At 37.0% G+C, this 25,117-nt stretch carries 27 protein-coding genes; 15 read left to right on the top strand and 12 right to left on the bottom strand.

Annotated features, from left to right (window positions below; genetic code table 11):
- Positions 1–67 precede the first annotated feature (67 nt).
- The 13 genes from trpC (at position 68) to BUC06_RS15905 (ending at position 10,905) form a co-directional block, all read left to right on the top strand.
- Positions 68–847: an indole-3-glycerol phosphate synthase TrpC gene (gene trpC, locus BUC06_RS15845; RefSeq protein ID WP_073334990.1), complete on the top strand. Its 780-nt coding sequence runs from the start codon at positions 68–70 to the stop codon at positions 845–847.
- 73 nt (positions 848–920) lie between these two features.
- Complete coding sequence (locus BUC06_RS15850; protein ID WP_073335088.1) at positions 921–1,619, top strand: phosphoribosylanthranilate isomerase; 699 nt, start codon at positions 921–923, stop codon at positions 1,617–1,619.
- 168 nt (positions 1,620–1,787) lie between these two features.
- Positions 1,788–2,312 carry a hypothetical protein gene (locus tag BUC06_RS15855; protein WP_139263379.1) on the top strand — a complete coding sequence of 175 codons (525 nt, stop codon included), beginning with the start codon at positions 1,788–1,790 and terminating at the stop codon, positions 2,310–2,312.
- A 116-nt stretch (positions 2,313–2,428) separates the two neighbouring features.
- Positions 2,429–3,607, top strand: coding sequence for a tryptophan synthase subunit beta (gene trpB, locus BUC06_RS15860; RefSeq protein ID WP_073334992.1), 1,179 nt, complete (start codon positions 2,429–2,431; stop codon positions 3,605–3,607).
- A gap of 92 nt (positions 3,608–3,699) precedes the next feature.
- Complete coding sequence (gene trpA, locus BUC06_RS15865; RefSeq protein ID WP_073334993.1) at positions 3,700–4,434, top strand: tryptophan synthase subunit alpha; 735 nt, start codon at positions 3,700–3,702, stop codon at positions 4,432–4,434.
- 79 nt (positions 4,435–4,513) lie between these two features.
- Positions 4,514–5,242 carry a lipoyl(octanoyl) transferase LipB gene (lipB, locus tag BUC06_RS15870; RefSeq protein WP_073334994.1) on the top strand — a complete coding sequence of 243 codons (729 nt, stop codon included), beginning with the start codon at positions 4,514–4,516 and terminating at the stop codon, positions 5,240–5,242.
- 187 nt (positions 5,243–5,429) lie between these two features.
- The gene (locus tag BUC06_RS15875) at positions 5,430–6,479 is read left to right on the top strand and encodes a serine hydrolase domain-containing protein (RefSeq protein WP_073334995.1); all 1,050 of its coding nucleotides are present in this window, start codon (positions 5,430–5,432) and stop codon (positions 6,477–6,479) included.
- Positions 6,480–6,783: 304 nt separating this feature from the next.
- A complete protein-coding gene (locus BUC06_RS15880) occupies positions 6,784–7,737 on the top strand; it encodes a protein-glutamine glutaminase (RefSeq protein ID WP_139263380.1) in 954 nt (317 codons plus the stop codon).
- A 106-nt stretch (positions 7,738–7,843) separates the two neighbouring features.
- Positions 7,844–8,128 (top strand): hypothetical protein, encoded by a 285-nt coding sequence (locus tag BUC06_RS15885; protein ID WP_073334997.1) that lies wholly within the window; start codon positions 7,844–7,846, stop codon positions 8,126–8,128.
- A 314-nt stretch (positions 8,129–8,442) separates the two neighbouring features.
- Entirely contained in the window at positions 8,443–9,075 is a 633-nt protein-coding gene (locus BUC06_RS15890; RefSeq protein WP_073334998.1) for an NAD(P)H-dependent oxidoreductase, read from the top strand.
- A 32-nt stretch (positions 9,076–9,107) separates the two neighbouring features.
- On the top strand, positions 9,108–9,542 hold the full coding sequence (locus BUC06_RS15895) for a MarR family winged helix-turn-helix transcriptional regulator (protein WP_073334999.1): 435 nt from the start codon (positions 9,108–9,110) through the stop codon (positions 9,540–9,542).
- Complete coding sequence (locus tag BUC06_RS15900; protein WP_073335000.1) at positions 9,543–9,965, top strand: organic hydroperoxide resistance protein; 423 nt, start codon at positions 9,543–9,545, stop codon at positions 9,963–9,965.
- 208 nt (positions 9,966–10,173) lie between these two features.
- On the top strand, positions 10,174–10,905 hold the full coding sequence (locus tag BUC06_RS15905) for an NERD domain-containing protein (protein ID WP_228423780.1): 732 nt from the start codon (positions 10,174–10,176) through the stop codon (positions 10,903–10,905).
- Between the two features lie 66 nt (positions 10,906–10,971).
- On the opposite strand, the gene def is transcribed toward BUC06_RS15905, so the two are convergent.
- From def to BUC06_RS15950, 9 genes are all read right to left on the bottom strand, one after another.
- Positions 10,972–11,601 (bottom strand): peptide deformylase, encoded by a 630-nt coding sequence (def, locus tag BUC06_RS15910; RefSeq protein WP_073335001.1) that lies wholly within the window; start codon positions 11,599–11,601, stop codon positions 10,972–10,974.
- A 126-nt stretch (positions 11,602–11,727) separates the two neighbouring features.
- Entirely contained in the window at positions 11,728–12,600 is an 873-nt protein-coding gene (locus BUC06_RS15915) for a ChaN family lipoprotein (protein ID WP_073335002.1), read from the bottom strand.
- A gap of 382 nt (positions 12,601–12,982) precedes the next feature.
- Entirely contained in the window at positions 12,983–14,011 is a 1,029-nt protein-coding gene (locus BUC06_RS15920) for a hemin-degrading factor (protein ID WP_073335003.1), read from the bottom strand.
- Between the two features lie 4 nt (positions 14,012–14,015).
- Positions 14,016–14,666 (bottom strand): class I SAM-dependent methyltransferase, encoded by a 651-nt coding sequence (locus tag BUC06_RS15925; RefSeq protein ID WP_073335004.1) that lies wholly within the window; start codon positions 14,664–14,666, stop codon positions 14,016–14,018.
- 2 nt (positions 14,667–14,668) lie between these two features.
- The gene (locus tag BUC06_RS15930) at positions 14,669–15,442 is read right to left on the bottom strand and encodes a heme ABC transporter ATP-binding protein (RefSeq protein ID WP_073335005.1); all 774 of its coding nucleotides are present in this window, start codon (positions 15,440–15,442) and stop codon (positions 14,669–14,671) included.
- Positions 15,442–16,482, bottom strand: coding sequence for a FecCD family ABC transporter permease (locus BUC06_RS15935; protein ID WP_073335006.1), 1,041 nt, complete (start codon positions 16,480–16,482; stop codon positions 15,442–15,444). The genes BUC06_RS15930 and BUC06_RS15935 overlap by 1 nt, the downstream gene beginning before the upstream one ends.
- Complete coding sequence (locus tag BUC06_RS15940; RefSeq protein ID WP_073335007.1) at positions 16,466–17,344, bottom strand: heme/hemin ABC transporter substrate-binding protein; 879 nt, start codon at positions 17,342–17,344, stop codon at positions 16,466–16,468. The genes BUC06_RS15935 and BUC06_RS15940 overlap by 17 nt, the downstream gene beginning before the upstream one ends.
- A gap of 21 nt (positions 17,345–17,365) precedes the next feature.
- The gene (locus BUC06_RS15945; protein ID WP_073335008.1) at positions 17,366–18,472 is read right to left on the bottom strand and encodes an HmuY family protein; all 1,107 of its coding nucleotides are present in this window, start codon (positions 18,470–18,472) and stop codon (positions 17,366–17,368) included.
- A gap of 16 nt (positions 18,473–18,488) precedes the next feature.
- Positions 18,489–20,603 (bottom strand): TonB-dependent receptor plug domain-containing protein, encoded by a 2,115-nt coding sequence (locus BUC06_RS15950; protein ID WP_073335009.1) that lies wholly within the window; start codon positions 20,601–20,603, stop codon positions 18,489–18,491.
- A 93-nt stretch (positions 20,604–20,696) separates the two neighbouring features.
- Between BUC06_RS15950 and BUC06_RS15955 the strand changes: the two genes are divergently transcribed.
- Both BUC06_RS15955 and BUC06_RS15960 read left to right on the top strand, forming a co-directional pair.
- Positions 20,697–21,515: a T9SS type A sorting domain-containing protein gene (locus BUC06_RS15955; protein ID WP_073335010.1), complete on the top strand. Its 819-nt coding sequence runs from the start codon at positions 20,697–20,699 to the stop codon at positions 21,513–21,515.
- Between the two features lie 193 nt (positions 21,516–21,708).
- Positions 21,709–22,998, top strand: a complete 1,290-nt coding sequence (locus BUC06_RS15960; RefSeq protein ID WP_073335011.1) for a T9SS type A sorting domain-containing protein — start codon at positions 21,709–21,711, stop codon at positions 22,996–22,998.
- Positions 22,999–23,170: 172 nt separating this feature from the next.
- Here BUC06_RS15960 and BUC06_RS15965 read toward each other — a convergent pair whose 3' ends face one another.
- The 3 genes from BUC06_RS15965 to BUC06_RS15975 all read right to left on the bottom strand — a co-directional run bounded on the left by BUC06_RS15965 (position 23,171) and on the right by BUC06_RS15975 (position 25,045).
- Positions 23,171–23,461, bottom strand: coding sequence for a putative quinol monooxygenase (locus tag BUC06_RS15965; RefSeq protein WP_073335012.1), 291 nt, complete (start codon positions 23,459–23,461; stop codon positions 23,171–23,173).
- An 87-nt stretch (positions 23,462–23,548) separates the two neighbouring features.
- Positions 23,549–24,436, bottom strand: coding sequence for a sulfite exporter TauE/SafE family protein (locus BUC06_RS15970; RefSeq protein ID WP_073335013.1), 888 nt, complete (start codon positions 24,434–24,436; stop codon positions 23,549–23,551).
- A gap of 201 nt (positions 24,437–24,637) precedes the next feature.
- Positions 24,638–25,045, bottom strand: a complete 408-nt coding sequence (locus BUC06_RS15975; protein WP_073335014.1) for an RrF2 family transcriptional regulator — start codon at positions 25,043–25,045, stop codon at positions 24,638–24,640.
- Positions 25,046–25,117 lie beyond the last annotated feature (72 nt).

A 25,117-nucleotide genomic window follows, 5' to 3' on the forward strand; every position in this document is an offset into this window, starting at 1 on the left:
GATATTTAAACTATTTCCCAACACCTCTGATTTCTAACGTCTACAATCTAACTTCTAGTTTAAAAAAATGACAATACTTGATACAATTATTAAAAGAAAAAGAGAAGAGATTGCAATTTCAAAAGCAGAAATTTCAATTGAAAATCTAAAAAATTCTGAGTTTTTTGGAAGAAAAAGTTTTTCTCTGAAAGAATCTCTAAAAAATAAAAGCGGAATTATTGCTGAGTTTAAAAGACAATCTCCTTCAAAAGGGATTATCAATGATCGGGTTCAGCCTTTGGAAGTGGCTTCTGCCTACGAAAATTTTGGGGCATCAGGAATTTCAATCCTTACCGACCGTGATTTTTTTGGAGGAAGTTTTGATGATATTCTGAATGTAAGAAAGCACATCAATATTCCGATTCTTAGAAAAGATTTTATGGTAGATGAATACCAGTTTTATGAAGCTAAAAGTATAGGTGCAGATGCTGTTTTACTGATTGCAGCCTGCCTTTCTCCTGATCAGGTTCAGGAATTCACAGAATTGGCGCATGATTTGGATATGGAGGTTCTGCTGGAAATCCATACAGAAGAAGAACTGAAGCATTTCAATACTAGAATTGACCTTGTAGGGATTAATAATAGAAATTTAAAAGATTTCAAAGTTGATCTTCAGCATTCGGTTCTTTTAAAAGACCAGCTTCCAAAAGAGGTTTTATCTGTAGCAGAAAGCGGCATTTATCATATCGATGATTTTAAATATTTAAAGGAAAAAGGATTTGACGGATTTCTGATGGGAGAATATTTCATGAGAGATCAGAACCCCACGAAAGCATTTGAAGAATTTACTTTACAAATTCAAAAATGAAATAGTGAAGCCATCATTTGTAAAAAGACGAAAGTAAATGGACAAGTGCCAATCAGTAAATACCCTTATCAACATGAACCTGCAACCAGTAAACTACAATCTGCCACCTAAACTCAAGGTCTGCGGTTTGACAAAACCAGACCAAATCCAGGAACTGATCTCCATGAAAGCAGATTTTCTTGGTTTCATCTTCTATGAAAAATCACCAAGATACGTTCTGGACAGATTGAGTTTAGAGGAAATTTTGAAGATCGGTCATCCGGGAAAAACAGGGGTTTTTGTCAATGAAGGAATTGAGAAGATTACGGATATCACAGAAAAGGCGGGATTGAAATTCATTCAGTTACATGGCGATGAAAGTGAAGATTTTCTGATTGAATTAAAACAAAAACTGCAGCCGGACGTTACTCTTATAAAGGTGATCAGAATTGGGAACAATGACGATGAAACCCGGGAGAAAATAAAATGCACGCTCAATTCTTACCGTTCATTGGTCAATTATTTCCTCTTCGACACAGACGGAAAAGCATTTGGAGGAACCGGAAAACAGTTCGACTGGACCTTATTGAATGAATTCAAAATCCCACTTCCCTATTTTCTGAGCGGTGGAATTTCAGAGGAAAACATTGACAATATCTGTCTTTTGAACCAACAGCCATTTGCTATCGATATCAACTCAAAATTTGAACTGAAACCAGGAGATAAAGACCTTGAAAAAATAAAAAAATTCATTTCGAAAGAATCCCAAAGGGACGATTTAACAAAAAATTGAAACAAGTCTCATTAAAAACAAAAACACAAAAAAACATGATGTTGAATATAATGAAAAATAGATCTGGGACTGAATTTGATGCAGAATGATAAGAATAAGGATAAAATCCTTTACTGAAGGTTAGATCGTCCCTTTGGGACTCTCTTAAAAAAAATTACACATATAAAGATGATGAACATCCATCTGTTAAAAAAAACATTTTATAAAACCTTATTTCCGCCCAAGTTTGGAAATAAAAAAATCCAGTCGCTGTATAATTTTGTTTCTCAAAATGACAGTGATACGGAATACTGGACTCTGGACGGACCGCTAAAGGAATTCATTAGAATCATCAAAAGCTTTGATGAAAATGATATTCAGTATTTCTTTGAAAGGATCAATCTCTGGAACAGCTATTATCTGGTCATTATTTCTGACAAATTTTTGGACAGTCATGTGCGAGAGCATGTTAAATATGATCTTGGAAAGATTTATGCTAAGATATTTTTGCTTTATGAAGTTTCAGATCCTTATTTTTTAATTGACAATCTGGAAATTGCTGTTACCATGTATGACTCGAAAATAGATACGGCGACATTAATTGATCTGATCAGTAAAATTGAATTCATGCATCATAAAAAACTGATCACAAGACAGCAACGAAATTATAATATTCAATTTATCAGCAGTCTGACCGATGAAATATCAAATTAAAAAACCAGATGAACTGACAGATCACGAAACAGAACATACTCTAAACCTTTGGGAAGTACAAAGAACCCTTCCCATTTTTTGAAAAAAAAGCTTATTTAATTAATAAAGAATAAAAAATGAATTATAAAAACCCTGATGAACACGGATATTACGGTGAATTCGGAGGCGCTTTTATCCCTGAAATGCTTTATCCCAATGTAGATGAACTGCAGAAAAACTATCTTCAGATCATAGAATCTGAAGAGTTTCAGAATGAGTATCAGGACCTGCTTAAAAACTATGTAGGACGTGCTACCCCGCTTTACTTTGCAAGGAATTTAAGTCAAAAGTACAATACTCAGATTTATTTAAAAAGAGAAGACCTCAACCATACCGGAGCCCATAAAATCAATAACGCTTTAGGGCAGGTGCTGTTGGCCAAACGCCTCGGCAAGACAAGAATTATTGCAGAAACAGGAGCCGGACAACATGGTGTAGCCACTGCTACAGCCTGCGCATTACTGGGGCTGGAATGCATTGTTTACATGGGTGAAATAGACATTCAGCGACAGGCGCCGAATGTAGCAAGAATGAAAATGCTTGGCGCAGAAGTGATTCCTGCTACCTCAGGTTCCAAAACTTTAAAAGATGCAGTAAACGAAGCGCTTAGAGACTGGATCAATAATCCTGTAACGACGCATTACGTCATCGGAAGTGTGGTGGGGCCTCATCCTTTTCCTGATTTGGTAGCCAGATTTCAAAGCATCATCTCAAAGGAGATCAGAGAACAATTGAAAGAGAAAATCGGGAGAGAAAATCCTGATTATGTTATTGCCTGTGTGGGAGGAGGAAGTAATGCTGCAGGAACTTTTTACCATTTCGTAGAAGAAAAAGACGTGAAAATAATTGCAGCAGAAGCCGGTGGACTGGGGGTTAATTCCGGAAAATCCGCAGCTACAACCTTCCTTGGTACTTTAGGCGTTCTGCATGGAAGCAAAAGTCTTGTGATGCAAACCGGAGACGGACAGGTGATTGAACCCCACTCTATTTCGGCAGGACTTGATTATCCTGGAATCGGGCCATTTCATGCGCATTTATTTAAGGAAAAAAGAGCTGAATTTTTCAGTATTAATGATGAGGAAGCCTTACAATCTGCTTTTGAATTAACGAAACTGGAAGGAATTATTCCAGCGCTGGAAAGTTCTCACGCCCTGGCAGTTTTAGATAAAAAGAAATTCAATGAAAATGATATTGTCGTGATCTGCCTGAGCGGACGTGGAGATAAGGATATGGAAACGTATTTAAAGAATCTGTAAAATGTCGGATGTAAAATGTACCATGTATCTCTACCTATTACTTTGTACATTATACTTTGTACTTTTGACTCTATACATTAATACAATAAAAAATGAAAAAACTCAACATATACTTCACAGCAGGAATTCCGCAACTGGAAGATACCGCTGATATTATACAACTGATCCAGCAATCCGGTGCCGATATGATGGAAATCGGAATGCCTTATTCAGATCCCGTAGCAGATGGTCCGGTGATCCAGCAGGCTCATGAACAGGCTTTACAAAACGGAATGACGATTGAAAAACTTTTTTCCCAGCTGAAAACCGTTAAAGACAAAATACAGATTCCCATAATTCTGATGGGATATATCAATCCTGTGCTCAGTTTCGGATTTGAAGAATTTTGTCGTGAATGTTCGGAAAGTGGAGTTTCAGGACTGATCATTCCGGATCTTCCTCCAATTGAATTTGAAAGCAATTATCAGCCGATTTTAAAAAAGTATAACCTTAATTTTACGTTTCTGGTGACCCCTGAAACTTCAGATGAAAGAATTCTGTATCTGGATTCTTTAAGTTCCGGGTTTTTGTATGCGGTAAGTTCTTCATCCACCACAGGAAATGAAAATGCCGTTCTTAAAAATGAAAACTACCTTTCAAGACTTGCTTCCCTTCCTGTTAAGAATCCTGTGATGATTGGTTTTGGAATTAAATCAAAAGAAGATTTTGAGAATGTTACCGAAAAAGCAGACGGAGGAATTATAGGAACAGCCTTCGTTCATACGCTGTTAAACCATAAAGACTGGAAGAATGCTGCCATAGATTTTATCCATTCTATAAAAGCTTAAAATTCACTAAATTTGTATGTCCAAAAAATGGCAGGAAATGGCAATTCCATTGGTCCATTAAGAAAACAGACAGCAACGTATGAATACAAATCAAAATAAATCGGTAGAATTTGAAGATCTGGGTATCAAAGAATATCAGCCCGCCTGGGATTATCAGGAGAGTCTGATGAAAAATATCATTGATACTAAAATAAAAAACCGTGATTTACCTGCAGAAGAGCATATCACAACGCCTAATCATTTTTTATTAGTAGAACATCCTCATGTTTATACCTTAGGAAAAAGCGGTCACGAAGAAAATATGCTTGCCGGGATCGACAAACTGAAAGAGATTGATGCTACTTTCGTGAAAGTTAACCGTGGTGGTGATATCACGTATCATGGTTTCGGACAGATTGTGGGCTACCCTATTCTAGACCTTGAAAACTTTTTTACGGATATTCATTTGTATATGAGAAATCTGGAAGAAGTGATCATCAGAGCGATTGGTGATTTTGGTCTTAAAGGGGAACGTTCACCGGGAGAAACCGGAGTATGGCTGGATGTGGGAAAACCTTACGCCAGAAAAATCTGTGCGATGGGGGTAAAAGCTTCACGATGGGTAACTCTTCACGGTTTCGCTTTGAATGTGAATACCGATATGCGATATTTTGAATACATTATTCCTTGCGGGATCAAAGACAAACAGGTGACTTCTGTAAAAAGAGAACTTGAAAGAGAACTGACCACCGGGGAAGTGGAAGATCTTAAAGCAAATATCAGAAGGCATTTTGCAGATGTTTTCGGAGCTGAGCTTATTCAGAAATAAGTACCTCCACAATAGAAATAAAGACCGGCCGTGATTCTACAGCCGGTCTTTTTCATTTGTAACAATAGACGAGTTATAAGTGACCGCTTAAAATTCAAAATTTTCATTCAATGTATTATTTTAAAACTTATTTTTGATGCTTCTATAATTTTTTATATCACCTGTAATTTTTAAGTTAAAAAACCAAATGAAATCATTTATCAGAATTCTCTTCACTGCGGGAATGCTTTTCACGGCAACTCAATCATGCGCCCAAAGTAAAAACGATTATAAAAGCCGGATCGACAGTTTAATAGAATCTCCTGCGTCTCCAAGACCTTTCAACGGAGTGGTTCTGATTACCCAAAACGGAAAAATAAAATACTCCAAAGCCTATGGTTTTGAAGACAGCAGAACAAAAGTCCCTTTAAAAATGAAGGATCAGTTTGAAATCATGTCCAATACCAAACAGATCACTTCTGTATTATTGCTAAAACAGTTTGAGAAAGGCAATGTGAATCTTCAGGCTCCAATCAAAAAATATCTTTCTTCTCTGACACAGTCATGGGCAGATTCCGTCACGGTTCACCAGCTACTCAATCATAGCCACGGAATTGTGGATACAGAAAAACCATTGCTCTTTAAACCCGGTACAGAATTTAAGTATGGTAATTTATCAAATATCCTTTTAGGAAAGATCATTGAACAGGTTTCAGGTAAATCTTATATCCAATTGGCAACCGATCTGTTTAAAGAACTTCATTTGAACAATACTTTCTGCTATTCAAAAAATAAACGGAGAAACCTGGTTTCCGGCCATATGAATAAAGATCATGTTTTCACTCCCGTAGAAAATTCATTTATCAATGATGAAAATATGCCTGCTGACGGTGTAATTTCGACCGCTGAAGATATGGCATTATGGAATTCCCTTCTTCATAAAGGAAAAATTTTAAATTCTACAACGTACCAGCTCATGACGACTTCTTCTATCCTGTCACAACATGATGTATTTGGAAAAGATAAGATGGGATATGGTTACAATATTCGGATCGTTAAAGACCAGGGTATTTCTTATCTGGGACACACCGGTTTGGGTGATGGTTTCGCTTCTTTGAACATGTACATTCCCGGTTCGGATGTAAGTGTTATTGTTCTTGAAAATCAGATGAGTGAAGACAGCCGTCTATTCTATTATTATGAAACTCTGATCAAAGAATTCATTTTAAGAAGCGATTGGGCAAAGACTGATCGATAGTTTGCTCCTACTATAAAAATATTCTGTCACAAATAAATGGCGGTATTTTTTTTTATCATTACTGAAATTTTATTAACCTATCGGTAACGAACCCATACTGTAAAGCCCTAAAACATTGGTTTTGTTTAAGTATATGTTAAAATTTTTATTTTTTTATCATAAAATAATTTGTTGGTATTTTATTTTTGTTTACTTTTAATATCACATTAAAGTGAACTATTTCACCCTGTATTTCAGTGAAAATAATGCAAAACACACCAAAAACTTAATATATTTTATTATTAACCACCAAACTATGAAAATTATGAGAAAATTTCTGTTATCAATGATGGTATTTGTGGCAGCCCTGTCATTTAATGCCTGTAATGATTCAAACGCGGAACAGCAAATGAGTCAGAATGAAACCATCAGCAAAAATCTTACGGATCTTGGGAAAACAGTTCCGGTAGGGATAGAAGATGAAAATGGAACTTTGAAAGTATCATTTATTGTTACTGCACAGTTTTATACAATTACCCCTACCAAAGAGAATGAAAAGTACATCAGCCTGATCAGAGAAGCGCTGAAAAACGAATCTCCTATCCAGGTTTTTATCAAGCCTAACACGCATGAAATTGCAAAAGTAGAAAAAGGAAGCGAGGATGATATCCGGTATTTCAAATCTACTTTTACAAAAGAAGCTAAAAATGAAGCCAATAAATTAACAAGCGTTCTTCCTAACATCGCTACCCTCAACAGCATGTTTACGCTGATTAAAAACCAGGCTTGCGGTACTTCAACGGCGTCTTCACCATGCATCACCTTCAGATATCCTGTAGACGGATGCTATGCAAGAGCTCACAAAATGAGACAAATCCTGATCAACAATGGCTACGACTGTGAGAAACAGTTTGTCTACGGAAACCTGAAAGCATCCACAGGAACTTGCTGTGTAGCCTGGAGCTATCACGTTGCGATTCTGGTAAGCTACAAAAATGCATCAGGAGTTACTGAAAAAAGAATTATTGATCCTTCACTCTTCCCTAGCGGACCTGTTACAGATACCGCATGGAGAAATGCATGCATCAATACAAGCTGCGGATCTGCCTCTGTATCCTCTTATGCCAATACAGCAGGAAATGTCTATTACAGAAGCCCTACTGCCTCTTATCTGTATGATAACAATTTAGTGAACACCAATTGTGTACTGAATATCTTCTCATCACTTTCAGGATGCTCTCCTTCACCAGCTCCAAACGTTGGAGGCTGCGGATTCTAACTAACTTATACAGCTCCTGTATTTTTTTATCATCAAAAGCTGCAGGGACTGTTTATCAAATATTTTTTCTATGAAAGTCTGGACTTATCTCCTATTAATCTTATTTATGATCACATCCTGTTCCGGCAGTTCAAGTTCTCAGAACCTGACCTGGTATAATCATTCAGTTATCACCAATGTAGCAGAAGATCCGGAAAAACCGGAAGAATTCACTCGGGTATCTATTGGCATAAGTCCTCAGATTTTTTATCTGTCTAAAAAAGCAGATGATTATAAAACTCTTCTTGAAAAAACAAGTCAGAGCCATAAAAAAGGAAAAGCATACCATATAGGTATTGAAAAAAACACCAATATTATTAAGCAAATTAATGAAATTCCTTCAACTAAATAGTTTCTTTTTTGCTCAAAAATACTGCACTGAAAAAAACTGACTAAAATAATCAGATGAACCTCATTAAAATCCCCATTATGCTTTTATAATGGGGATTTTTAATTCAGCTCTGTAAAAGAAAAAGAAAATGTAAACAACACACTGATTATCAGTTATATATTTATTATTTAGTTAATCTCTACTATTGCCATCAATTAAATCTATCAAAATTAAATTGTGCACAATATAAATAAGTCTACATTTGTGTTGTCATTTAGAGCGAACTTAATTTCGGAAATGATAAACACAGATAAATATAATCTAAAATAAAAGAAATGTCATTAATAGAAGACCTACAATGGAGACATGCTGTAAAAGCATATGATCCTTCAAAAAAAGTATCAGAACAAGATCTTAACACTATTCTGGAAGCTGCAAGACTTGCTCCCACTTCGTCCGGGCTTCAGCCATTCAGAGTTGTGGTGGTAGAAAACCAGGAATTAAAAGAAAAAATGGTACAGGGAGCCCTTAATCCCGAAGTGATGAGAGACAGTTCACATGTTTTGGTATTTGCTGCATGGGACAGTTATTCTAATGAAAAAATTGATAAAGTATATGATCATCATACCGATGTAAGAGACTTACCGAGAGGACGTTTCAGCAGTTATACTGATAAGATCAAGGAAATGTATGGTGCTCAGACTCCTGAAGAGCATTTTGCTCACACGGCCCGTCAGACTTATATCGCATTAGGTTTAGCAATGGCTCAGGCTGCAGAATTAAAAATCGACAGTACACCGGCAGAAGGTTTCAGCAATGCAGTAGTTGACGAAATTCTTAATCTTAAAGACTTAGGATTAAAAAGTGTAAGCCTGTTATATCTTGGTTACAGAGATGCAGCGAATGACTGGCTTTCTACCATGAAGAAAGTAAGAGTTCCTATGGAGGAATTCATCATTAAAAAATAATATACTCATTCTATTCTTTCATCTTCAATCTTATGGAAAATTCAAAATCGTTACAATTATCAAACCAGATCTGCTTTCCGCTTTATGTGATTGCGAAAGAGATTACCGGACTTTACCGTCCGTTCCTGGATGAAATTGATATTACCTATCCACAATATCTTGTGATGATGGTGTTATGGGAAAATGACGGTCTTGCAGTGAACCATATTGGTGAAAAGCTTTTTCTGGACAGTGGAACTTTAACGCCTCTTCTGAAAAGGCTTGAGGCTAAAGGAATCATCGACAGAAAAAGAAAAAAAGAGGACGAAAGAGTGGTCGAAGTATTTCTAACGGAGTCAGGAAGACAACTTCAACAGAAAGCCTGTGAAATTCCGGGAAAAATTCAAACTAAAATAGGTATAGAAACAGAAGATCTGCTACACCTTAAAGAAACCATCTTAAAAATATTAAACAAAATAGAAAAATAAATGAAAACGTTATACACAACAAAAGTAACAGCACAAGGAGGAAGAAACGGACACGTAAAAAGTGAAAACGGAGTTTTGGATGTTGAAGTAAGAATGCCTAAAGCCCTTGGTGGTGGTAATGATGACTTTGCGAATCCTGAAATGCTTTTTGCAGCAGGATATTCAGCTTGTTTTGACAGTGCTCTTAACCGAGTAATCAGTTTATCTAAAGCAAAAACAGGAGAAACAACGGTCATTGCTCAGGTAAGCATCGGACAACTTGACAACGGAGGTTTCGGATTAGCCGTAGAATTGGATGTTAATATTCCGGGCGTATCTATTGAAGAAGCGCAGGCATTAACAGACCAGGCTCACCAGATCTGCCCTTATTCTAATGCAACAAGAGGTAATATTGAAGTGAAGCTTGCAGTAACGAATAACTAAGATCAATTGCTTTTTAATAAAAAATCTGTTTCTTTGGAGACAGATTTTTTCTTTACTTATGGAAAACAAAAAAACAGGCCTTATTTTATATTATAAATCATAACCGGAGCAAACAGGACTGAAATTTCCTGATCAACTTAATGACATCCATCTAACAACTTTCCATTCATCCAAGTATAAAACCAAAAAACATCAACAGAAATAGGATATGAATATCATGGATCATAGTTTTTTACTTATTTGTCTTTTAGTGATTGTATTCTTGGCAATTAAATACTATAGTCCAAAAATAAAAGGATATATTGGTGAGAATAAAGCTTCAAAGGCTCTCAAAAGGCTGAATACTGAAAAATATACTGTTCTGAATAATATTGAGTTGAAGATTAAAGGTTCCTCTTCACAGATCGATCATATTATTGTTTCAAATTATGGAATATTTGTTATTGAAACCAAGAATTACAAAGGTTGGATTTTAGGGTATGAAAAAGATAAATCCTGGATTCAGGCTATTTATCAATACAGACGTAAGTTTTATAACCCTATTTTACAGAATCAAGGGCATATTTATGCTTTAAAACACGTATTGAAAAATTATCAATATCTGAGGTATTATTCCATCATTACCTTTACAAAAAGAGCAACGCTTAAAACCAAAACCTATACAGATGTTGTTTATATCAATAAGTTGGTCAAAACAATTAAAAAGTATGATCACGATCACATTAACGAATACACTAAGCAAGAAATTGTCGCAAAAATTCTGGCTGCAAAAATAAACCGTCGAAATAAAGATAAAGCACTACGAGCTAATTCCAACACGAATAAAAATATTTCATGCCCCAACTGTGGTGGACATCTTATGGAGAGAAGAGGTCAGTATGGCGTTTTCTTGGGATGTATAAATTTTCCAAGATGTAAGTATACAAGAAATAAAAAGTAACCAATCTACTCAAAAAGCAGGATAAAAAACGCAACGAAAGATTGAAGTGATATTCAGACAAAACCATTATCTCGTTGCAGAATCACTCCTTTTAAAAGCATCCACTTTTTTATAAGAATCATTTTTCTCTTTTTCCTTTTTATCTGAAATTAAGATTCCGAAAAGATGGTCTATCTCATGCTGAAAGATCACTGCCGTAAAGCCTTCTACAAGCTCGGAGTACTTCTGCCCTTTCAGATCCACATATTCTAACTGAATCACTTTACTTCTGTAAAACTGATCTCTGAACTCGGGAATGGATAAGTCTCCTTCAGGGCCAAGATTCTGCAATTCTGATCTCCAGACAATGACAGGATTGATGAAGTATTCCAGAGGATTTCCCTCTTTATCAAAACGCTGTACCCAGATGATTTTGCGGTTGATTCCTACCTGAGGGGCTGCAATGCCTACTCCACCGTCTGTAGACAAAAGGGATTCTTTCATTCTTTTCACTAAAACTGCGGTATTCGGATCAACAGGATTAATCTCTGAAGATAAGCTTAATAATGTGTTATGCTGATTGGCGTCTGTAGTCTGATAAATAGGAAGTGCCGTATTGACATCTCCGTTGTTGATCAGAGAAATCTCATGGGAAGTCAGTTTCTGCGCATTGATAAAACCGATAAAAAGGATGAACAGAAAAGGTATTTTTTTCATTTTTATTATTTGGAGTTACAAAGATAGATAATGTCCCTTTAAACAGATAAGTGGAATAGAAGTTTTATACAACTCGCCAGGATATTTTAAACAAAAAAACGGACCTAAGCCCGTTTCTATTGAATTTTAAAATGTTTTCGTCATATCAGTCGGAATGATTAGATTGAAATCTGTAGGGATATAGTCTTTAGCCGGTACTTTCAGTTCCGGATCTTCAGATTCAAAAACAGAGATCACCGCCATTTTCAGATTCGGATTCTGCTGCTTAATATACCAATAGATTCCACCAAATTCTTTGCTGTGATAGTTTCCGTTATAGTGAATAAATGTTTTTCCTGTTTGTATACTCTTCAGGATAGATTCGGCCATGGTAGCGTCTTTTGTAGCCTGTGCTGAAATGAAATTCATCACTTTTGTTCCTTCCGCATGGTCTCCCATCATCGCTTTCATTTCCTGATAACCCGGAGTTTCCAAAGTTACTTTAATAGGAAGCTGAGCAATATAGGTTTTCTCTTTATCGCTTAATGCATTCAGAGATTGCAGCCCCTCTTTTGCGGTTTGGGAAGCATATCTCCTTGGAATATTGGTGGCAATGAATTTCACTTTTTTGTCTTTAGCGAAATCTACCAATGGTTTATAATCCGTCGCATAATTATTCCATAAACGGGCTGAATCTTTGAATGTCTTAGCATCCAATTTTCCTTCTAAATATTGATTCAGCTGATCCTGATTGTCTCTCTCAAACATTTCCGCCCCCAGAATGATCTGTCCGTTTTTCTTTTCAAACAAACCTTCTGTCAGTTTCAGCTGAAGCCAGTGATTGATAGAGCTGTTGTGATTTTCACCAAAGAAAACGACATCGTATTCCGCCAGTTCTTTAATCAGCTGGTCTGTTTTTACTCCTTTTCCTTTTTTGTCATAAAACTGGTAAGCTTTAAAATCCTGTCCGCTTAATGAACAGAATCCAGCCAGTAAAACGGCTATGAAAATATTTTTCATTTTTATTTTATTTAAACACAAATTACACAAATGATTTTTTACAAATATCACCAATTTTTATGTTGATTCTAAACCACAAAAGTCACGATTTTTTTTTATTTGAACACTTTAGAACACTTTAGTTTTAAAAGTTTTACCATCCTGAAAATAATAAGAGCACATAAGCTGAAAATCAAAGATTTTCACAGAACTTAAGTGTACTTCGTATGCGCAATGTATTACCTTTAAAAATAACTAAAGTGTTTAATTAGCTTTTGTGACTTTAGTGGTTTAAAAAAATTACAATTGATTTATTCTTCAGCAAATCCAGCGATCTGCATCAAAACAAAAAGACCGCCTTGAATAAAAAAAACAAAACGGCCCATTCAAAATCATCTAATTATTACTTTTCTAATTCTGCTACAAGATCTTTCCACTCCTGCAGCTCAGGAATTCCCGGTTTTCTCTTCCCAAAGAACTGAACGATAAAATCTCCTTCTTTGTTGAAAACTTCAATAGCTGTAACTTCTCCGTCTTCAGTAGGTTTCTTTACGATCCATGCTTCAGCAATTTTGGTAACATCTAAATGTAAGTTGAAGTCAGGATCCATGACATTGAACCACTGCTGGTGCCAAAGTGTTTTTTTTACGTTTCCTGTGTGAATCTGGATAATTCCTCTGTTTCCAACGAATACCATGATCGGAATATTCTTTTCTGAAGCATCTTCAAGAACATTCACCACTTTGGCATTGTCGATCTTTTGAGCAAATCCTTCCGGTGCTAATCTTAAAGCCTGAGTTCTGCTCACCCCGAATTTTCTTGTCATCATAAAGAAATCGTGGGTATCTTTTAATTCTGTCCATGCTTTTTTGAATCCTTCAGCATCAATTTCAGAGTCTGCCTCTTCCGGTGCTTTTGGAGCTACTACCTCAACTGCTAGAGCATCGTTTTGATTTTCTGCTTTGAATTGTTCTACAATCGCATCAAAAGCGGCTTCGTTACTGTTTTTTGTCAGATAGATCTTATGAAGCGCCAGACCGTCTTTTCCGAAAAACTGAAGGCTTTTTTTGTCTCCTTCCACTACTGCGAATGCAGATTTCCAGTGGTTCAGGAATATTCTGAGGTCAATATCTTCGCCTACAAAAAGCTGTGCATGCGGGCTGCTGAAGTCTCCATTCTGATAAATTCCTTTTCTTTCGTGCACGCATTCGTCATTACGGGTAAGCGCCATCACCTTTCCTAGTTTCTCTGCCTCGGTAAGGATAGCCGGAAATTCAGGGTTTAAAACGGTTACGCCTTCTCCTATGCTGGTGGCTAATAATTCAGCTTCGCTTACGCCTAACTGTACTGCTGCATTTCGTATTCTGATATGTGGATTTTCTGCCTTCAGAGCCTCCCATTTTTCCTTTAGATCATTCACTAACGTGCTCATTATTTTATTTTTTTATGGTTAAAACTGTATAAATTCTATGGATGGTTTCTTTTCCTGACTTGCTTTGTATATCTTCTTCTTTCTCGGAAATTTTCATTCTCTTGAAGTGGCTTTCAGAAACCAGCTCTTCCATTTCAGAGTTGCTGTATAGAGTGAAATTGTATTCCGTAAACGGTAGTGTTTCCATGAATTGTCTCTGTCCGAAAGTAAGAACGAAGATGCCGTCCTTCTTTAAAACTCTATGGATTTCATTGAGAAACTCAACCGGATTTTCCCAGAAATAGACTGTGTTGACCGTAAATATTTTGTCAAAAGTTTGGTCTTCAAAGGGAAGTTCTTTTCCTTCATACAATACAAAATCAGCTTGGCTTTTAAAATCTTCATTCAGCCTTTTAGCTTCATCATGCATGGTTTGAGAAATATCAACGCCTGTATATTTCAGATTTTGAGCTCTGCTTAAAATATTTTTAAGGTGTCCGACATTTCCGTGTCCTATTTCAAGGATGTACTCATCATCTTCTATCAAAAGCGTTTTGATGCTTTCTAAGGTCATGCTGATGTTGGTGGCATTCATCATCTCACCGATCTCTATTCCTTTTTCTCCCTGTGGATTGGCGAGATTCTGCGCGAGGATTTTTAATTCATCTTTTTCCATGGTTATCCAAAAATGATCATTGGGTTATTGGTAATAGGGTGTCCGCAAATGGTGCAGGGAAAATTGTACGCCTCACTGATTGTTTCAGCGGTAAAGACTTCCTGCGGTGTTCCGTAAGCAGATACCTTTCCTGATTTCATTAATAAAATTTTATCTGCAAACTGCGCTGCAAGATTAAGATCATGAAGCACAACGATCGCGCTGTTGCCTTTCCTGGTGAAGTTTTTAATAATCTCCAAAGCTTTATACTGATGTTTTACATCTAAATTATTCAGAGGTTCATCCAGAAATACCAGTTTATGGGCGATTTTATTTTCCAGCTGGGCCATTACTCTTGAAAGATGAACCCGTTGTTTTTCACCGCCGGACAGTGTATTGTATTCTCTGTTTTTAAGATGCTCAACATCTGTTTCGTTCATCATTGTATTCATCGCCTCAAAATCTTCTTTACGGGGCTGTGAATCAAAGTACGGATAACGCCCCATCATGACTACGTCTTTTACGTCGAGAGGAATCTCGTTGGAATTGTGCTGGGAAAATTTAGACTTATGCTTAGATAATTCTTTCACATCCCATTCTGCAATCAACTGGTCTTTGAATAAAATTTCCTGTTTTCCCTGTTTTATTTCATTAGCCAAAATACTGAGCAGACTTGACTTTCCGGCTCCGTTGGGTCCAACAATCGCTAAAAATTCTCCATAGCATAAAGAGACATCAACGCCCTCAAGAATATGGAAATCCTTGTGAAGATAATTGATCTGATGTGCTTTTATCATTAGAGTGATTTTTTAAATTTAATTAAAATAGCAATAAAAACAGGTCCTCCGATTAATGAAGTCAAAATACCGATCGGCAATTCTGATGGTGCCACAATACTTCGGCTGAAGGTATCGGCGATCAACAGTAAAATACTTCCTAAAACTGCGGATAATGGTAAAATAAACACATAATTTGATTTAAATAAAAGCCTTAAAATATAAGGAACAATAAGACCAACAAAACCAATCGTTCCTGAAAATGCCACACAGGTTCCTACCATCAAAGAGGTGATAATCACAATCTGCCTTTTCAGTTTCTCAACGTTTATTCCTAAATGCTGAGCATCTCTTTCTCCTAACATCATAGCGTTCAGTGCCTTTCCTTTCGGAAGTAAGATCGCATAAGAAATAACGATCACTACCGCCAAAATTATATTTTTTGTCCAGGTAGCTGCAGCAAGACTTCCCATATTCCAGAACGTAAGGTCTCTTAACTGTTCATCTTTTGAAATATAAATCAAAAAGCCTGTAATCGAAAAGCCGATGGATGTGATGGCGACACCGCTTAACAGCATCATGACAACATTGGTTTTCCCTGCGCTTGTAGAAATCCTGTATACCAGCATCATGGCTAGTAAGGCGCCTGCAAAAGCAGATATACCTACGAGTGAAAACTGTACTACTTCAGGAAGATATTGTTTGAAATGTCCTCCTAAAACAATGGCAATTGCCGCAAGTAATGTTGCCCCGGAAGTTAGACCTATTGCCTCACCGGTTGCCAAAGGATTTTTAAATAATCCCTGCAGACTCGTCCCTGAAACTGCGAGCATGCTTCCTATTAAAATAGCCATGACAATTCTGGATGCTCTTACCTCCCAAATTACATATTGATCGCTTAAAGATAAGCCCGGATCACCTTTTATGTATTGCCATAAAACTTTGAAGGGTGATGTTCCTCCAAAGTCGTAGACTCCCGTATTAAGTGCCAGTACTGCTATGATCGCAAGCAGTACGGCACCTATAGTCAGATAAAAGTATAATTTACTTTGTGTTCTCAATTAAAAGTTTGTTTAATCCTACTGCTGCTTCTCCTAGTCTGGGTCCGAAACCTGAAACCAATCCTCCGTCCATTGCGATGATCTTCTTATTTTTACCTGCGTTCGTCTGAGCTACCCCCGGCATTTTAAGGGCTCCTTCATTTCCACCGGCACCCTGAAGTCCTGTTGAGAAGAAGAATAAAACATCAGGATTAGCTTTTACTACTGCTTCCGGTGTCAAAGGTTTGAAATCTTCGAAATCAGTTACAGCATTTTGTCCACCCGCAAGAGTGATGAGAGCGTCCATTGGAGTTTTTGTTCCTGAAACCATCAGCATGTTTCCTCTTGCGTAGATGAACAATACTTTTGGTTTTTTAGCAATGGGCTGAACCTGTTTTAAATCTGCATCGATTTTATCATTCAATTTCTGATAATCTGTATTTCCCACTGCTTTGGCTACATCGGCAATAAGCTTTTTGGTTCCTTCTACCGTAAATTCCTGCTTGAAAACCTCAGTTTTAATCCCTGAAGACTTGATTTTAGCCATTAATTCAGGATTGATATCTTTTTCTGAGGCTAAAATTAAAGTGGGACTCACCGCCATGATCGGCTCGATCGTCATAGATCTTACATGACCAAGATCTTTGGCTGTAGTTTTTAATGTTTCAGGATACGTACTGGTAACATCTGTTCCAACAATTTCTTTTTCATGGCCCAGTGCACTTACAATTTCTGTAACTCCACCGCTCAATGTAACGATCTTGTTGTTGCTTTTCGGAGCTTTAGCAGATGTTTCTGTTGTATTTTCTTTTTTAGCACCTTCTTCTTTTTTGCATGAATAGACTGCCATCAGAATGGAAGCTGCAAGGATAATTTTTTTCATGATATACTATTATTAGATTGATTATAAAGGGTCAAATTCGAAATTGGAAGAACCTCTGTTTCCATTTTTGTCTTTCATGGCATTGAATCTCAGTTTGAAATAAAATCCTTCTGCATCTTTTAAGACAAAGAAACGGTCTGAGTATACAAAGGGTTGTGGTATATCGGGCGTTCCTGTAGTGGTTCTCCATTTATCTCCAAGCGCACGCTGATCATTAAAAATAAATTTAGACTGATCTACATCGCTTAATTTGAATGCATTATAAGCCTGTTCAAGATTACCTCCTGCATTGATCTGATATACTCCAACTCCGTCTAAAGTATTGGTGATAATAAAATCAGCGTAGAAATAGCTTCCAGCGCTTGTAGTGGGGGCAGAGAATACTTCGTTGGTAAACGTTGTAAAGGCCAGATCCCATTTTTTCTTTTTCGGCTGTACCTTAGCAGGAGTACCTGTTTTAAGATTGAAATAGCTAAAATTATATTCGGTATCTTTTGGAATAACATATTCCTGATAAGTCGTTGCTGATACATCAGCATACCTTATTTTATAGCCGTTCAGGGCACGTAAAATCTGAATTTTCTTCCAGCCTCTTGAAGCTCCGGATAAACTGACAGATCCGGCTCCGATGTTACTTGAAGGTGGAATATCTCTTCCTAAGTTGACGAGATAGATTGGGTTCTCTGTATCATTTTCTTTAATGGCATCAATTCCTGTGGTTTGGGTCAGGAAATTTCCAATTGGATTATCAACATACTGCATATTGGCTACACTGAATGTTCCAACCTGAGCTTCTGCTTTCAATGCAGTAACGTCTGATTCCTTTACGAGATTGATATCTGTAGCATTCGGAATTTTGGCAACGGTCATCGCTATAGATCCATTGATCACTACACGGAATGCATCTCCTGTGTAAAACCCAAGATCCCAGCTGGTTCTGGTATTGGTGGCAGCATTCTGGTAATCACTTAAATCAATCCACACCTGATTAGGTTCTGTAGGTCCTCCAACGGCAACATCTACTATTGATCCTGTAAGGGGAGCCACCGGCACCGGATCTTCATCTGCTGCAAGGCATGACTGCAAAGCAACAATAGAAAGAAGGGATAGAATTTTTAAATAGTTCATAATGATCGCTTATGTTTTAAAATTGATAGATTAATCTTGCAAAATAGCTTCTTCCGTAATATAAATTAATACGGTCTGCCCCGGCAGTGTGAGCCGATCCTGCATTGGCTGTAGAATTCAGACTGGTAACATCAAAGATGTTTTTAACCCCCACCGAAACTTCCATGTGATCTTTCCAGAAAGGCTGACTGACAATGAAGTCCATCATATGAAAACCATCTGTTTTACCCAGTCTGAAGCCTTCGGAATCACTTTCCAGCACATAATTTCTTCCAGGCCCTGTATATTTATAATACAATGAAAAGCCTGTCCCTGAATTTTTCAGTTTGTAGTTGGCCGATGCTCCTGCCTGTACAAGATATTGGAAATCTGTAGGAGAAGTGTGCTCCAATTCATTCATTGATACTGAAGTCCCATTAACCGAACCTCTTAAAGAAAATGCTAACTGGTCTTTTCTAAAATCTACGTTAGCAGATAGAAGCATGTTTCTATAAGTATTGAGGTTCATATATTTATAGGTGGAAGGTTTTTTCACCATCACCATTTCTATTCTGTCCTGTACGTCAAGGTAAAGTGCATTAACGCCATACGCTATTTTCCAATCGTTACCCGCCGAAAAATTCTGATCCCAGAAAAGACCCGCTGAAAAACCTTTTTCAGGATTCAGATCAGGATTTCCCTGAAGGTCATGATTAATATTCACAAAGTAGGTAAACAGCTCGTCGTAGGTAGGAAAACGGTTGGCCGTACCGGCAACAGCTCTCAGATTTGAATTCTCAGAGGTTTTAAGTCTTGCAGAAAGAGCGTAATTAAATTGATTATCAAACCTATCACTGACCGAAAGTCGGGCTCCCGGTCTTACTGAGAATTGATCTGAAATGTTCCATTCTCCTGAAACGAATGTGGAGTAAGTGAAGATATTTCTTTTCACAGAATCCCCAAAAAACTGTCCTGCAATAAGGGCTGCCTGACCGTTCGTATAATCTAATTCATAACCAAGCTGAAAATCAAAGGTTTTATTGTTCAGGAAATTACTGAACATTCCTCTTGAATAGACGATATCGGTTTGATAATAAGATCTTTTTTCATCCTTACTTGTAACCGATCTGTTAGGAATATCGTAGTTGTAATCAAAGTATTTTCTATCCTGCGTCTGGTAAGAAAAGTCTCCCATATAGCGGATGTTTCCTAAATTTGCCTGGATGTTGAACTGATGAATCCATCGGTTGGTATTGTATTCTCTATCCCTGCTCTGATACACCACGCCTCCCAGCCCGTCGTTCAGAGGAATTCTACTCATTTCCGGATTGTAAAAATTAAATTTTTCGTTCAGATAAGAAAGCTTATAGTAGAATGAAGTTTTGTTTTTGGTGTATCTTACCAATGCTGAAGCATCATATTGATCCTTCGGATTCCATTCATAGCCTCTTTTTATTTCAGGATCTGTTCCGAAATATTTATACCCTCTGCTCTCACCTTCATATCCCATGAATTGATTATGGTTGAAACTGATATTCGCAAACCAATTGGAATCTATATTATAATCTACGTTAAAGTTCTGAATATGTCTACCGTTTCCTTTTTTCTTAAGGTCGTAGTTATTTCTTACCGTTTCTTCCTGAAGAGATGCTTTTACTGCAACCTTTTTTGCACTTGTTTTTCTTGTAATAATATTGATTACTCCTGCTACTGCTCCATTCCCGTACTCCACTCCCATGCTTCCCTTGACAATCTCAATCCTTTCTATATTGTTCAGAGAGAGTTTGGTAAGGTCGATGTTACTTCCAAGTCCTGTATCTCCAACTACCGGAATATTATCAATTAATATTTTTACATAATTTCCATCAAGTCCCATCATATTGGCTGTAGAATTACCCGAACGGGTGTCTGGCGTAATCTGGATATTAAGACTTTGATTAAGAACATCTGCCACATTGGTTGCCGCCATATTTTTGATCTGTTGGGCATCGATGACATCAACTTTATATATTGATTTGTTGATGGACTGCTGGGTATACTGCCCGGTAATGACAACTTCCTCTATTTTATTTTTAGTAAGAGAATCTTTTTCTTGTGCGTTCATCCAAAAGGCAATGGATAGTGACAGAACGGAAAGCACCTTCTTCTTCATAGAGTAAAAATTTTGGCAAATATAATGCTTTATTTAGAATAGTTAAAAATAAATACTTATTTTTGTAGAATAATTCTAAATAAAAATAACGTTATGAAATTAAAACTACTTTTAGGAACATTAATGCTGACGGCTTTTACAGCGAATGCACAAGTAGCGACGCTTAATGAAAATTTCAACAACTTTACTACCGGAACGACTACTTTTCCTCAGGGAGGCTGGTCCGCAGTAGTAGCTCCTATTACAGGTGCATTTCCACCGGCACCCCCAAGAATGATTGTAGCTGCTCTGGAAAATGATAATACACAGAGATTTATCCAATCTTATGCGGGTAATAACGCGACCACTCCTTCTTATCTTGTTACTCCTCTGATTGAAAATCTAACAGGAAATAAGGTTTTGACATTTACCGCTACGTTGGTATCTCCATCTCCAGGGCCCGGAACGATTCAGATAGGATTAGCAACAAGCCCTAGCGATATGTCTACTTTTGTGGGGGTAGGAACTCCTATCAATGTAACGACCATTGGAGTTATTCAGAACATCAGTGTTAATATTCCTTCGACTACAGGTTCTTATATTGTTTTTAAATTTACTCCAACGGCTACGCACGTCGCTATCCAGATTGATGATGTAGCCTATAAGCCAAGTACCTCATTGGCAGTCAATGATACTTCTAAAATAAAAGAGAACTTTAAATTTGCTGTAAATTCTGACAATACTGCTTTAGAATTTATCGCCAGAACAGAACCTAAAAATATTGAGATTTACTCTGCAGCAGGACAAAAAGTAGCTGAAGGAAAATTAAAAGGACAGAAATTTGACATCAGTACTCTTCAGAAAGGAGTTTATTATATGCTTGTGGAAACCGCTGAAGGATCGGCAGTTCAATCTAAGTTCATTAAAAAATAAGATTTATCAGACTGTATATCCCTTTACAAAGCCGGCCGGAAGATTTCCAGCCGGCTTTTTTTGTACTGAACACAATTATTTTTTCGATCGATTATTATGAAACAAGACAAATGTCATGTTTTTATTTAGACTGATTAAAAATAATTATATAATTTTGTAGAATCATTCTAAATAAGAATTTAAAAAATCAGTTATGAAAACAAAACTATTATTGGCTTCAGTTCTTGCTCTTTCTGTTCAACAGACTGTTTTAGCACAAACTGATGCATTAGGATATACGCAGGCAAATATGACGATGGGACCTTCCTACCAGAATCGTGTGTTTTTTAACCTTGCCAACGGTAATATGGTTTCTCAGCCAGCCAATACGTGGGATGTTGCTTTTTACAGAAATTCCAACTTTGCATTTGGTTCAAGAGTGAATGATGCGATGAGTATCGAGGTATATACTGCTTCTACCAACATGGCAGATTGGGATAATATCAACATCAGCAATATAGGAAGCTGGGGTGAGCCTTTATACAATCCCGATCAGGCGACAGATATAAGCCAGGGAGCTTTTGAACAAGGGCCTGTTACCCATCCTACTCTTCCATCAACAGGCTGGGGAGTATATAACAGCTTGAATCACCACATTGAAGGGAAAGCAATTTTTGTTTTGAAATATACTACCTCCAATACCTACGTAAAATTTGCTATTGAAGATGCTTTTGCAGGATACACTTTTAAATATTCAAAATGGAACGGAACAGCATGGGGCCCTACTGAAACCAGAACCCTTGCCAACGGATCGGATGATGCTTACTTTAACTACTTCTCCTTCACGACAGGAGCAAAAGTTCCTAACATGGAACCTTCTAAAAGCGGCTGGGATTTTATGTTTACCAAATATTATACTTTCTATAACAACATGATGATGTACCCTCTTACCGGGGCTATTCAGGGACCCAGTGTAAAAGTAGCCAAAGTGCAGTCTGAAACCCAGGAAACAGCGACTTTTACGACTCCTGCTGACACCAATTTCTCATCAAATCTTACCACGATAGGTCATTCATGGAAAGGGATTGGAAACGTTTACAACAATGTAGTGTATTACGTGAAAAAAGGGAATGACTATTACAGAATGTACTTCACAACCAATGGAGGCGCTACTACAGGAGACATGTATTTCAAATACAAAAAGATCACCGCCACTTTGGGAATTACAGAAGTAAGCAAAAAAGCTTCTTTCGGGATCTATCCCAACCCAACGACGGCAGACAAAAAAGTAACTGTTCTTTTTGATGTTAAAGAAAAAGCCAACAACAAAGGAAGCATAGAAGTCTATGATCTTACAGGAAAAAAAGTCTATACTGCAGAACTGACCAATCAGGCTGGTTTCTACAAGCAGGATCTTAACTTATCCCACCTTACTGCAGGAAATTATCTGGTAAAAATCACTTTTGGCGGCAGTACGGAAACAAAGAAACTTATCGTAAAATAAACTCAAAATTTTAATACTTTCTATTTTTTCTAATCAAAAGGCGGTTTCAGAATTCTGAAACCGCCTTTTATATGGTATTTTTAATTCAAAGATTGAAAGATTAGAGAATTAAAAGATAACAATTTTTGTAACCCCTGCCTCTTTAAATTTTTAAATGCTTACCTCTTTAAAATTAATAAATTTTAAACCCTTTATACACTTCTACAGCACTTTCCATGATTTTTGAAGCATCTTTACGGAAATCCAGAAGATGATCCTGTCCATTGTGTCTGTTGTGATGCTCAACGCTTTCCCAAAGTTCAACCATAAAAAAAGTTCCTTTATTGTCTTTGTCTTCGATCAGGTCGTACTGAAGGCATCCTTCTTCTTTTCTCGTCTCTTTTACAAGATTTTGAAACAATTCTACAGCGTCCATCAGATAGTTTTCGTTAAACTTAAAAAGCGCTATTACATGTAAATTCATTGTCTATTATTTAATGATGTAAATGTAAATATTTTCGAAGCTAAAAATGTTTTTGAAGCTTTTATTTTTTCACGAATTTCATTTGTTTTAATTAAAAACTGATTTATAAATAGTTATAGAACTCATGACAATAACAAGGATCCCGATGACCAGAAACATTTTCTTCACAGGAAGCTTTGCCGTGAGCATCGCAGAAAATGGAGCGGTGATAATCCCGCCTATCAGAAGACCAAGAATAATGTTCCAGTGCTGGATTCCCAAAGTAAGGAAGAAAGTAACAGCCGCTGTTATGGTCAGTATGAATTTGGCTACAGTAGAACTGCCGACTGCAAATCTTGGGGTAAATGCATTTTTAATAAGGGTTCCGGTAACCAGTGGTCCCCAGCCTCCTCCGGCAAATGAATCTATAAATCCACCAATTAAACCAAGCCTTGTCAGATGAGTCTTTCTTTTCATGGCCCTGTTTTGTTTCTTTTTAAACGCGTTGGAAAGGATCTGAATTCCCAGATAAAGAGTGTAGAACGCAATAAGTGTTTTCGTGATTTTCGCATAGTACTCTCCCAGATACGTAAGGCTTAATGCCCCGATGACCGCTCCAATCACGGCAGGAATGGCCAGTTTTTTAACCAGACTTTTACTTACATTTTTCAGTTTGATGTGGCTCAAACTTCCGGCAGCTGTGGTAAAACTTTCTGCAGAATGGATACTGGCACTGACGATATGAGGCGGAATATTCAGAAATAAAAGAGTGGTCGTACAGATCACCCCATATCCCATTCCCATGGATCCGGCTACGATTTCTGCAAATACACCGACCAGGAGCATCCAGTAAAAAATATAATGGTCTTTGGCTAAAATATTCAGCAGCTCATCCATATAACCTAGTTCATACATGGATACCACTGCAATCAGCAGTATTGCCGCTGTAATAAAGAATACATTGAGTCTTATCTGGATTTTTCTTGAAATTATCATATTACAATATCATTACAGTCCTTACGCTACAATTCCGGTTCCCAGATAATATAATTTCCTGTATCTGTTGGTCGGAGCCTTTTAAAAGCCTTCAGGAGAAGAGCTTTTCATGGGATTGTTTCATTTGGTGCACTGCAAATATCAAATAAAAATATTATCCTACCAAATGAGTAGACTAATTATTCAAAAAAAAGGATCAGGTCAGTCGACCAGATCCATTAAAGTTTTACTCTCCAGAATATTCAGCGATGCATCCCGGACTTCTATCAGTACATCATGCAGCCCGCAATGGTCTTCATTACAGTCATCGCATTTTTCATAGAAGTTTAAGCTTACGCATGGAAGCATGGCAATAGGCCCGTTCACCAAACGGATAATTTTTGCAAGTTTCACATTTTCAGGATTTTCCCTAAGAAAGTATCCTCCTCCCTTTCCTTTTTTACTGTCAAGGATATCCGCCTTTTTTAATTCCAGCAGAATATTTTCTAAAAACTTTAAAGGGATCTTCTTATGTTCCGCAATTTCGGAAATAAGGACCGGGCCATCATTCCTTTTCTCTACAAGGTACGAAAGCGCTTTAAAAGCATATTGAGATTTTTTTGAAAGCATTATAGCAAAAATAAGAAAATACTTTGAATTAGATCAATGTAGTTTCACCGGCAAAGAAGGTAAAGAAATAAA

The organism is Chryseobacterium carnipullorum (genome assembly GCF_900142785.1).
In the GTDB taxonomy this organism is placed as follows: domain Bacteria; phylum Bacteroidota; class Bacteroidia; order Flavobacteriales; family Weeksellaceae; genus Chryseobacterium; species Chryseobacterium carnipullorum.

Excerpts from the sequence above, each read along its gene's own strand:
- trpC (WP_073334990.1), top strand. The coding sequence starts at position 68 with ATGACAATACTTGATACAATTATTAAAAGAAAAAGAGAAGAGATTGCA.
- BUC06_RS15850 (WP_073335088.1), top strand. The coding sequence starts at position 921 with ATGAACCTGCAACCAGTAAACTACAATCTGCCACCTAAACTCAAGGTC.
- BUC06_RS15855 (WP_139263379.1), top strand. The coding sequence starts at position 1,788 with ATGATGAACATCCATCTGTTAAAAAAAACATTTTATAAAACCTTATTT.
- trpB (WP_073334992.1), top strand. The coding sequence starts at position 2,429 with ATGAATTATAAAAACCCTGATGAACACGGATATTACGGTGAATTCGGA.
- trpA (WP_073334993.1), top strand. The coding sequence starts at position 3,700 with ATGAAAAAACTCAACATATACTTCACAGCAGGAATTCCGCAACTGGAA.
- lipB (WP_073334994.1), top strand. The coding sequence starts at position 4,514 with ATGAATACAAATCAAAATAAATCGGTAGAATTTGAAGATCTGGGTATC.
- BUC06_RS15875 (WP_073334995.1), top strand. The coding sequence starts at position 5,430 with ATGAAATCATTTATCAGAATTCTCTTCACTGCGGGAATGCTTTTCACG.
- BUC06_RS15880 (WP_139263380.1), top strand. The coding sequence starts at position 6,784 with ATGAGAAAATTTCTGTTATCAATGATGGTATTTGTGGCAGCCCTGTCA.
- BUC06_RS15885 (WP_073334997.1), top strand. The coding sequence starts at position 7,844 with ATGATCACATCCTGTTCCGGCAGTTCAAGTTCTCAGAACCTGACCTGG.
- BUC06_RS15890 (WP_073334998.1), top strand. The coding sequence starts at position 8,443 with ATGTCATTAATAGAAGACCTACAATGGAGACATGCTGTAAAAGCATAT.
- BUC06_RS15895 (WP_073334999.1), top strand. The coding sequence starts at position 9,108 with ATGGAAAATTCAAAATCGTTACAATTATCAAACCAGATCTGCTTTCCG.
- BUC06_RS15900 (WP_073335000.1), top strand. The coding sequence starts at position 9,543 with ATGAAAACGTTATACACAACAAAAGTAACAGCACAAGGAGGAAGAAAC.
- BUC06_RS15905 (WP_228423780.1), top strand. The coding sequence starts at position 10,174 with ATGAATATCATGGATCATAGTTTTTTACTTATTTGTCTTTTAGTGATT.
- def (WP_073335001.1), bottom strand. The coding sequence starts at position 11,601 with ATGAAAAAAATACCTTTTCTGTTCATCCTTTTTATCGGTTTTATCAAT.
- BUC06_RS15915 (WP_073335002.1), bottom strand. The coding sequence starts at position 12,600 with ATGAAAAATATTTTCATAGCCGTTTTACTGGCTGGATTCTGTTCATTA.
- BUC06_RS15920 (WP_073335003.1), bottom strand. The coding sequence starts at position 14,011 with ATGAGCACGTTAGTGAATGATCTAAAGGAAAAATGGGAGGCTCTGAAG.
- BUC06_RS15925 (WP_073335004.1), bottom strand. The coding sequence starts at position 14,666 with ATGGAAAAAGATGAATTAAAAATCCTCGCGCAGAATCTCGCCAATCCA.
- BUC06_RS15930 (WP_073335005.1), bottom strand. The coding sequence starts at position 15,442 with ATGATAAAAGCACATCAGATCAATTATCTTCACAAGGATTTCCATATT.
- BUC06_RS15940 (WP_073335007.1), bottom strand. The coding sequence starts at position 17,344 with ATGAAAAAAATTATCCTTGCAGCTTCCATTCTGATGGCAGTCTATTCA.
- BUC06_RS15945 (WP_073335008.1), bottom strand. The coding sequence starts at position 18,472 with ATGAACTATTTAAAAATTCTATCCCTTCTTTCTATTGTTGCTTTGCAG.
- BUC06_RS15950 (WP_073335009.1), bottom strand. The coding sequence starts at position 20,603 with ATGAAGAAGAAGGTGCTTTCCGTTCTGTCACTATCCATTGCCTTTTGG.
- BUC06_RS15955 (WP_073335010.1), top strand. The coding sequence starts at position 20,697 with ATGAAATTAAAACTACTTTTAGGAACATTAATGCTGACGGCTTTTACA.
- BUC06_RS15960 (WP_073335011.1), top strand. The coding sequence starts at position 21,709 with ATGAAAACAAAACTATTATTGGCTTCAGTTCTTGCTCTTTCTGTTCAA.
- BUC06_RS15965 (WP_073335012.1), bottom strand. The coding sequence starts at position 23,461 with ATGAATTTACATGTAATAGCGCTTTTTAAGTTTAACGAAAACTATCTG.
- BUC06_RS15970 (WP_073335013.1), bottom strand. The coding sequence starts at position 24,436 with ATGATAATTTCAAGAAAAATCCAGATAAGACTCAATGTATTCTTTATT.
- BUC06_RS15975 (WP_073335014.1), bottom strand. The coding sequence starts at position 25,045 with ATGCTTTCAAAAAAATCTCAATATGCTTTTAAAGCGCTTTCGTACCTT.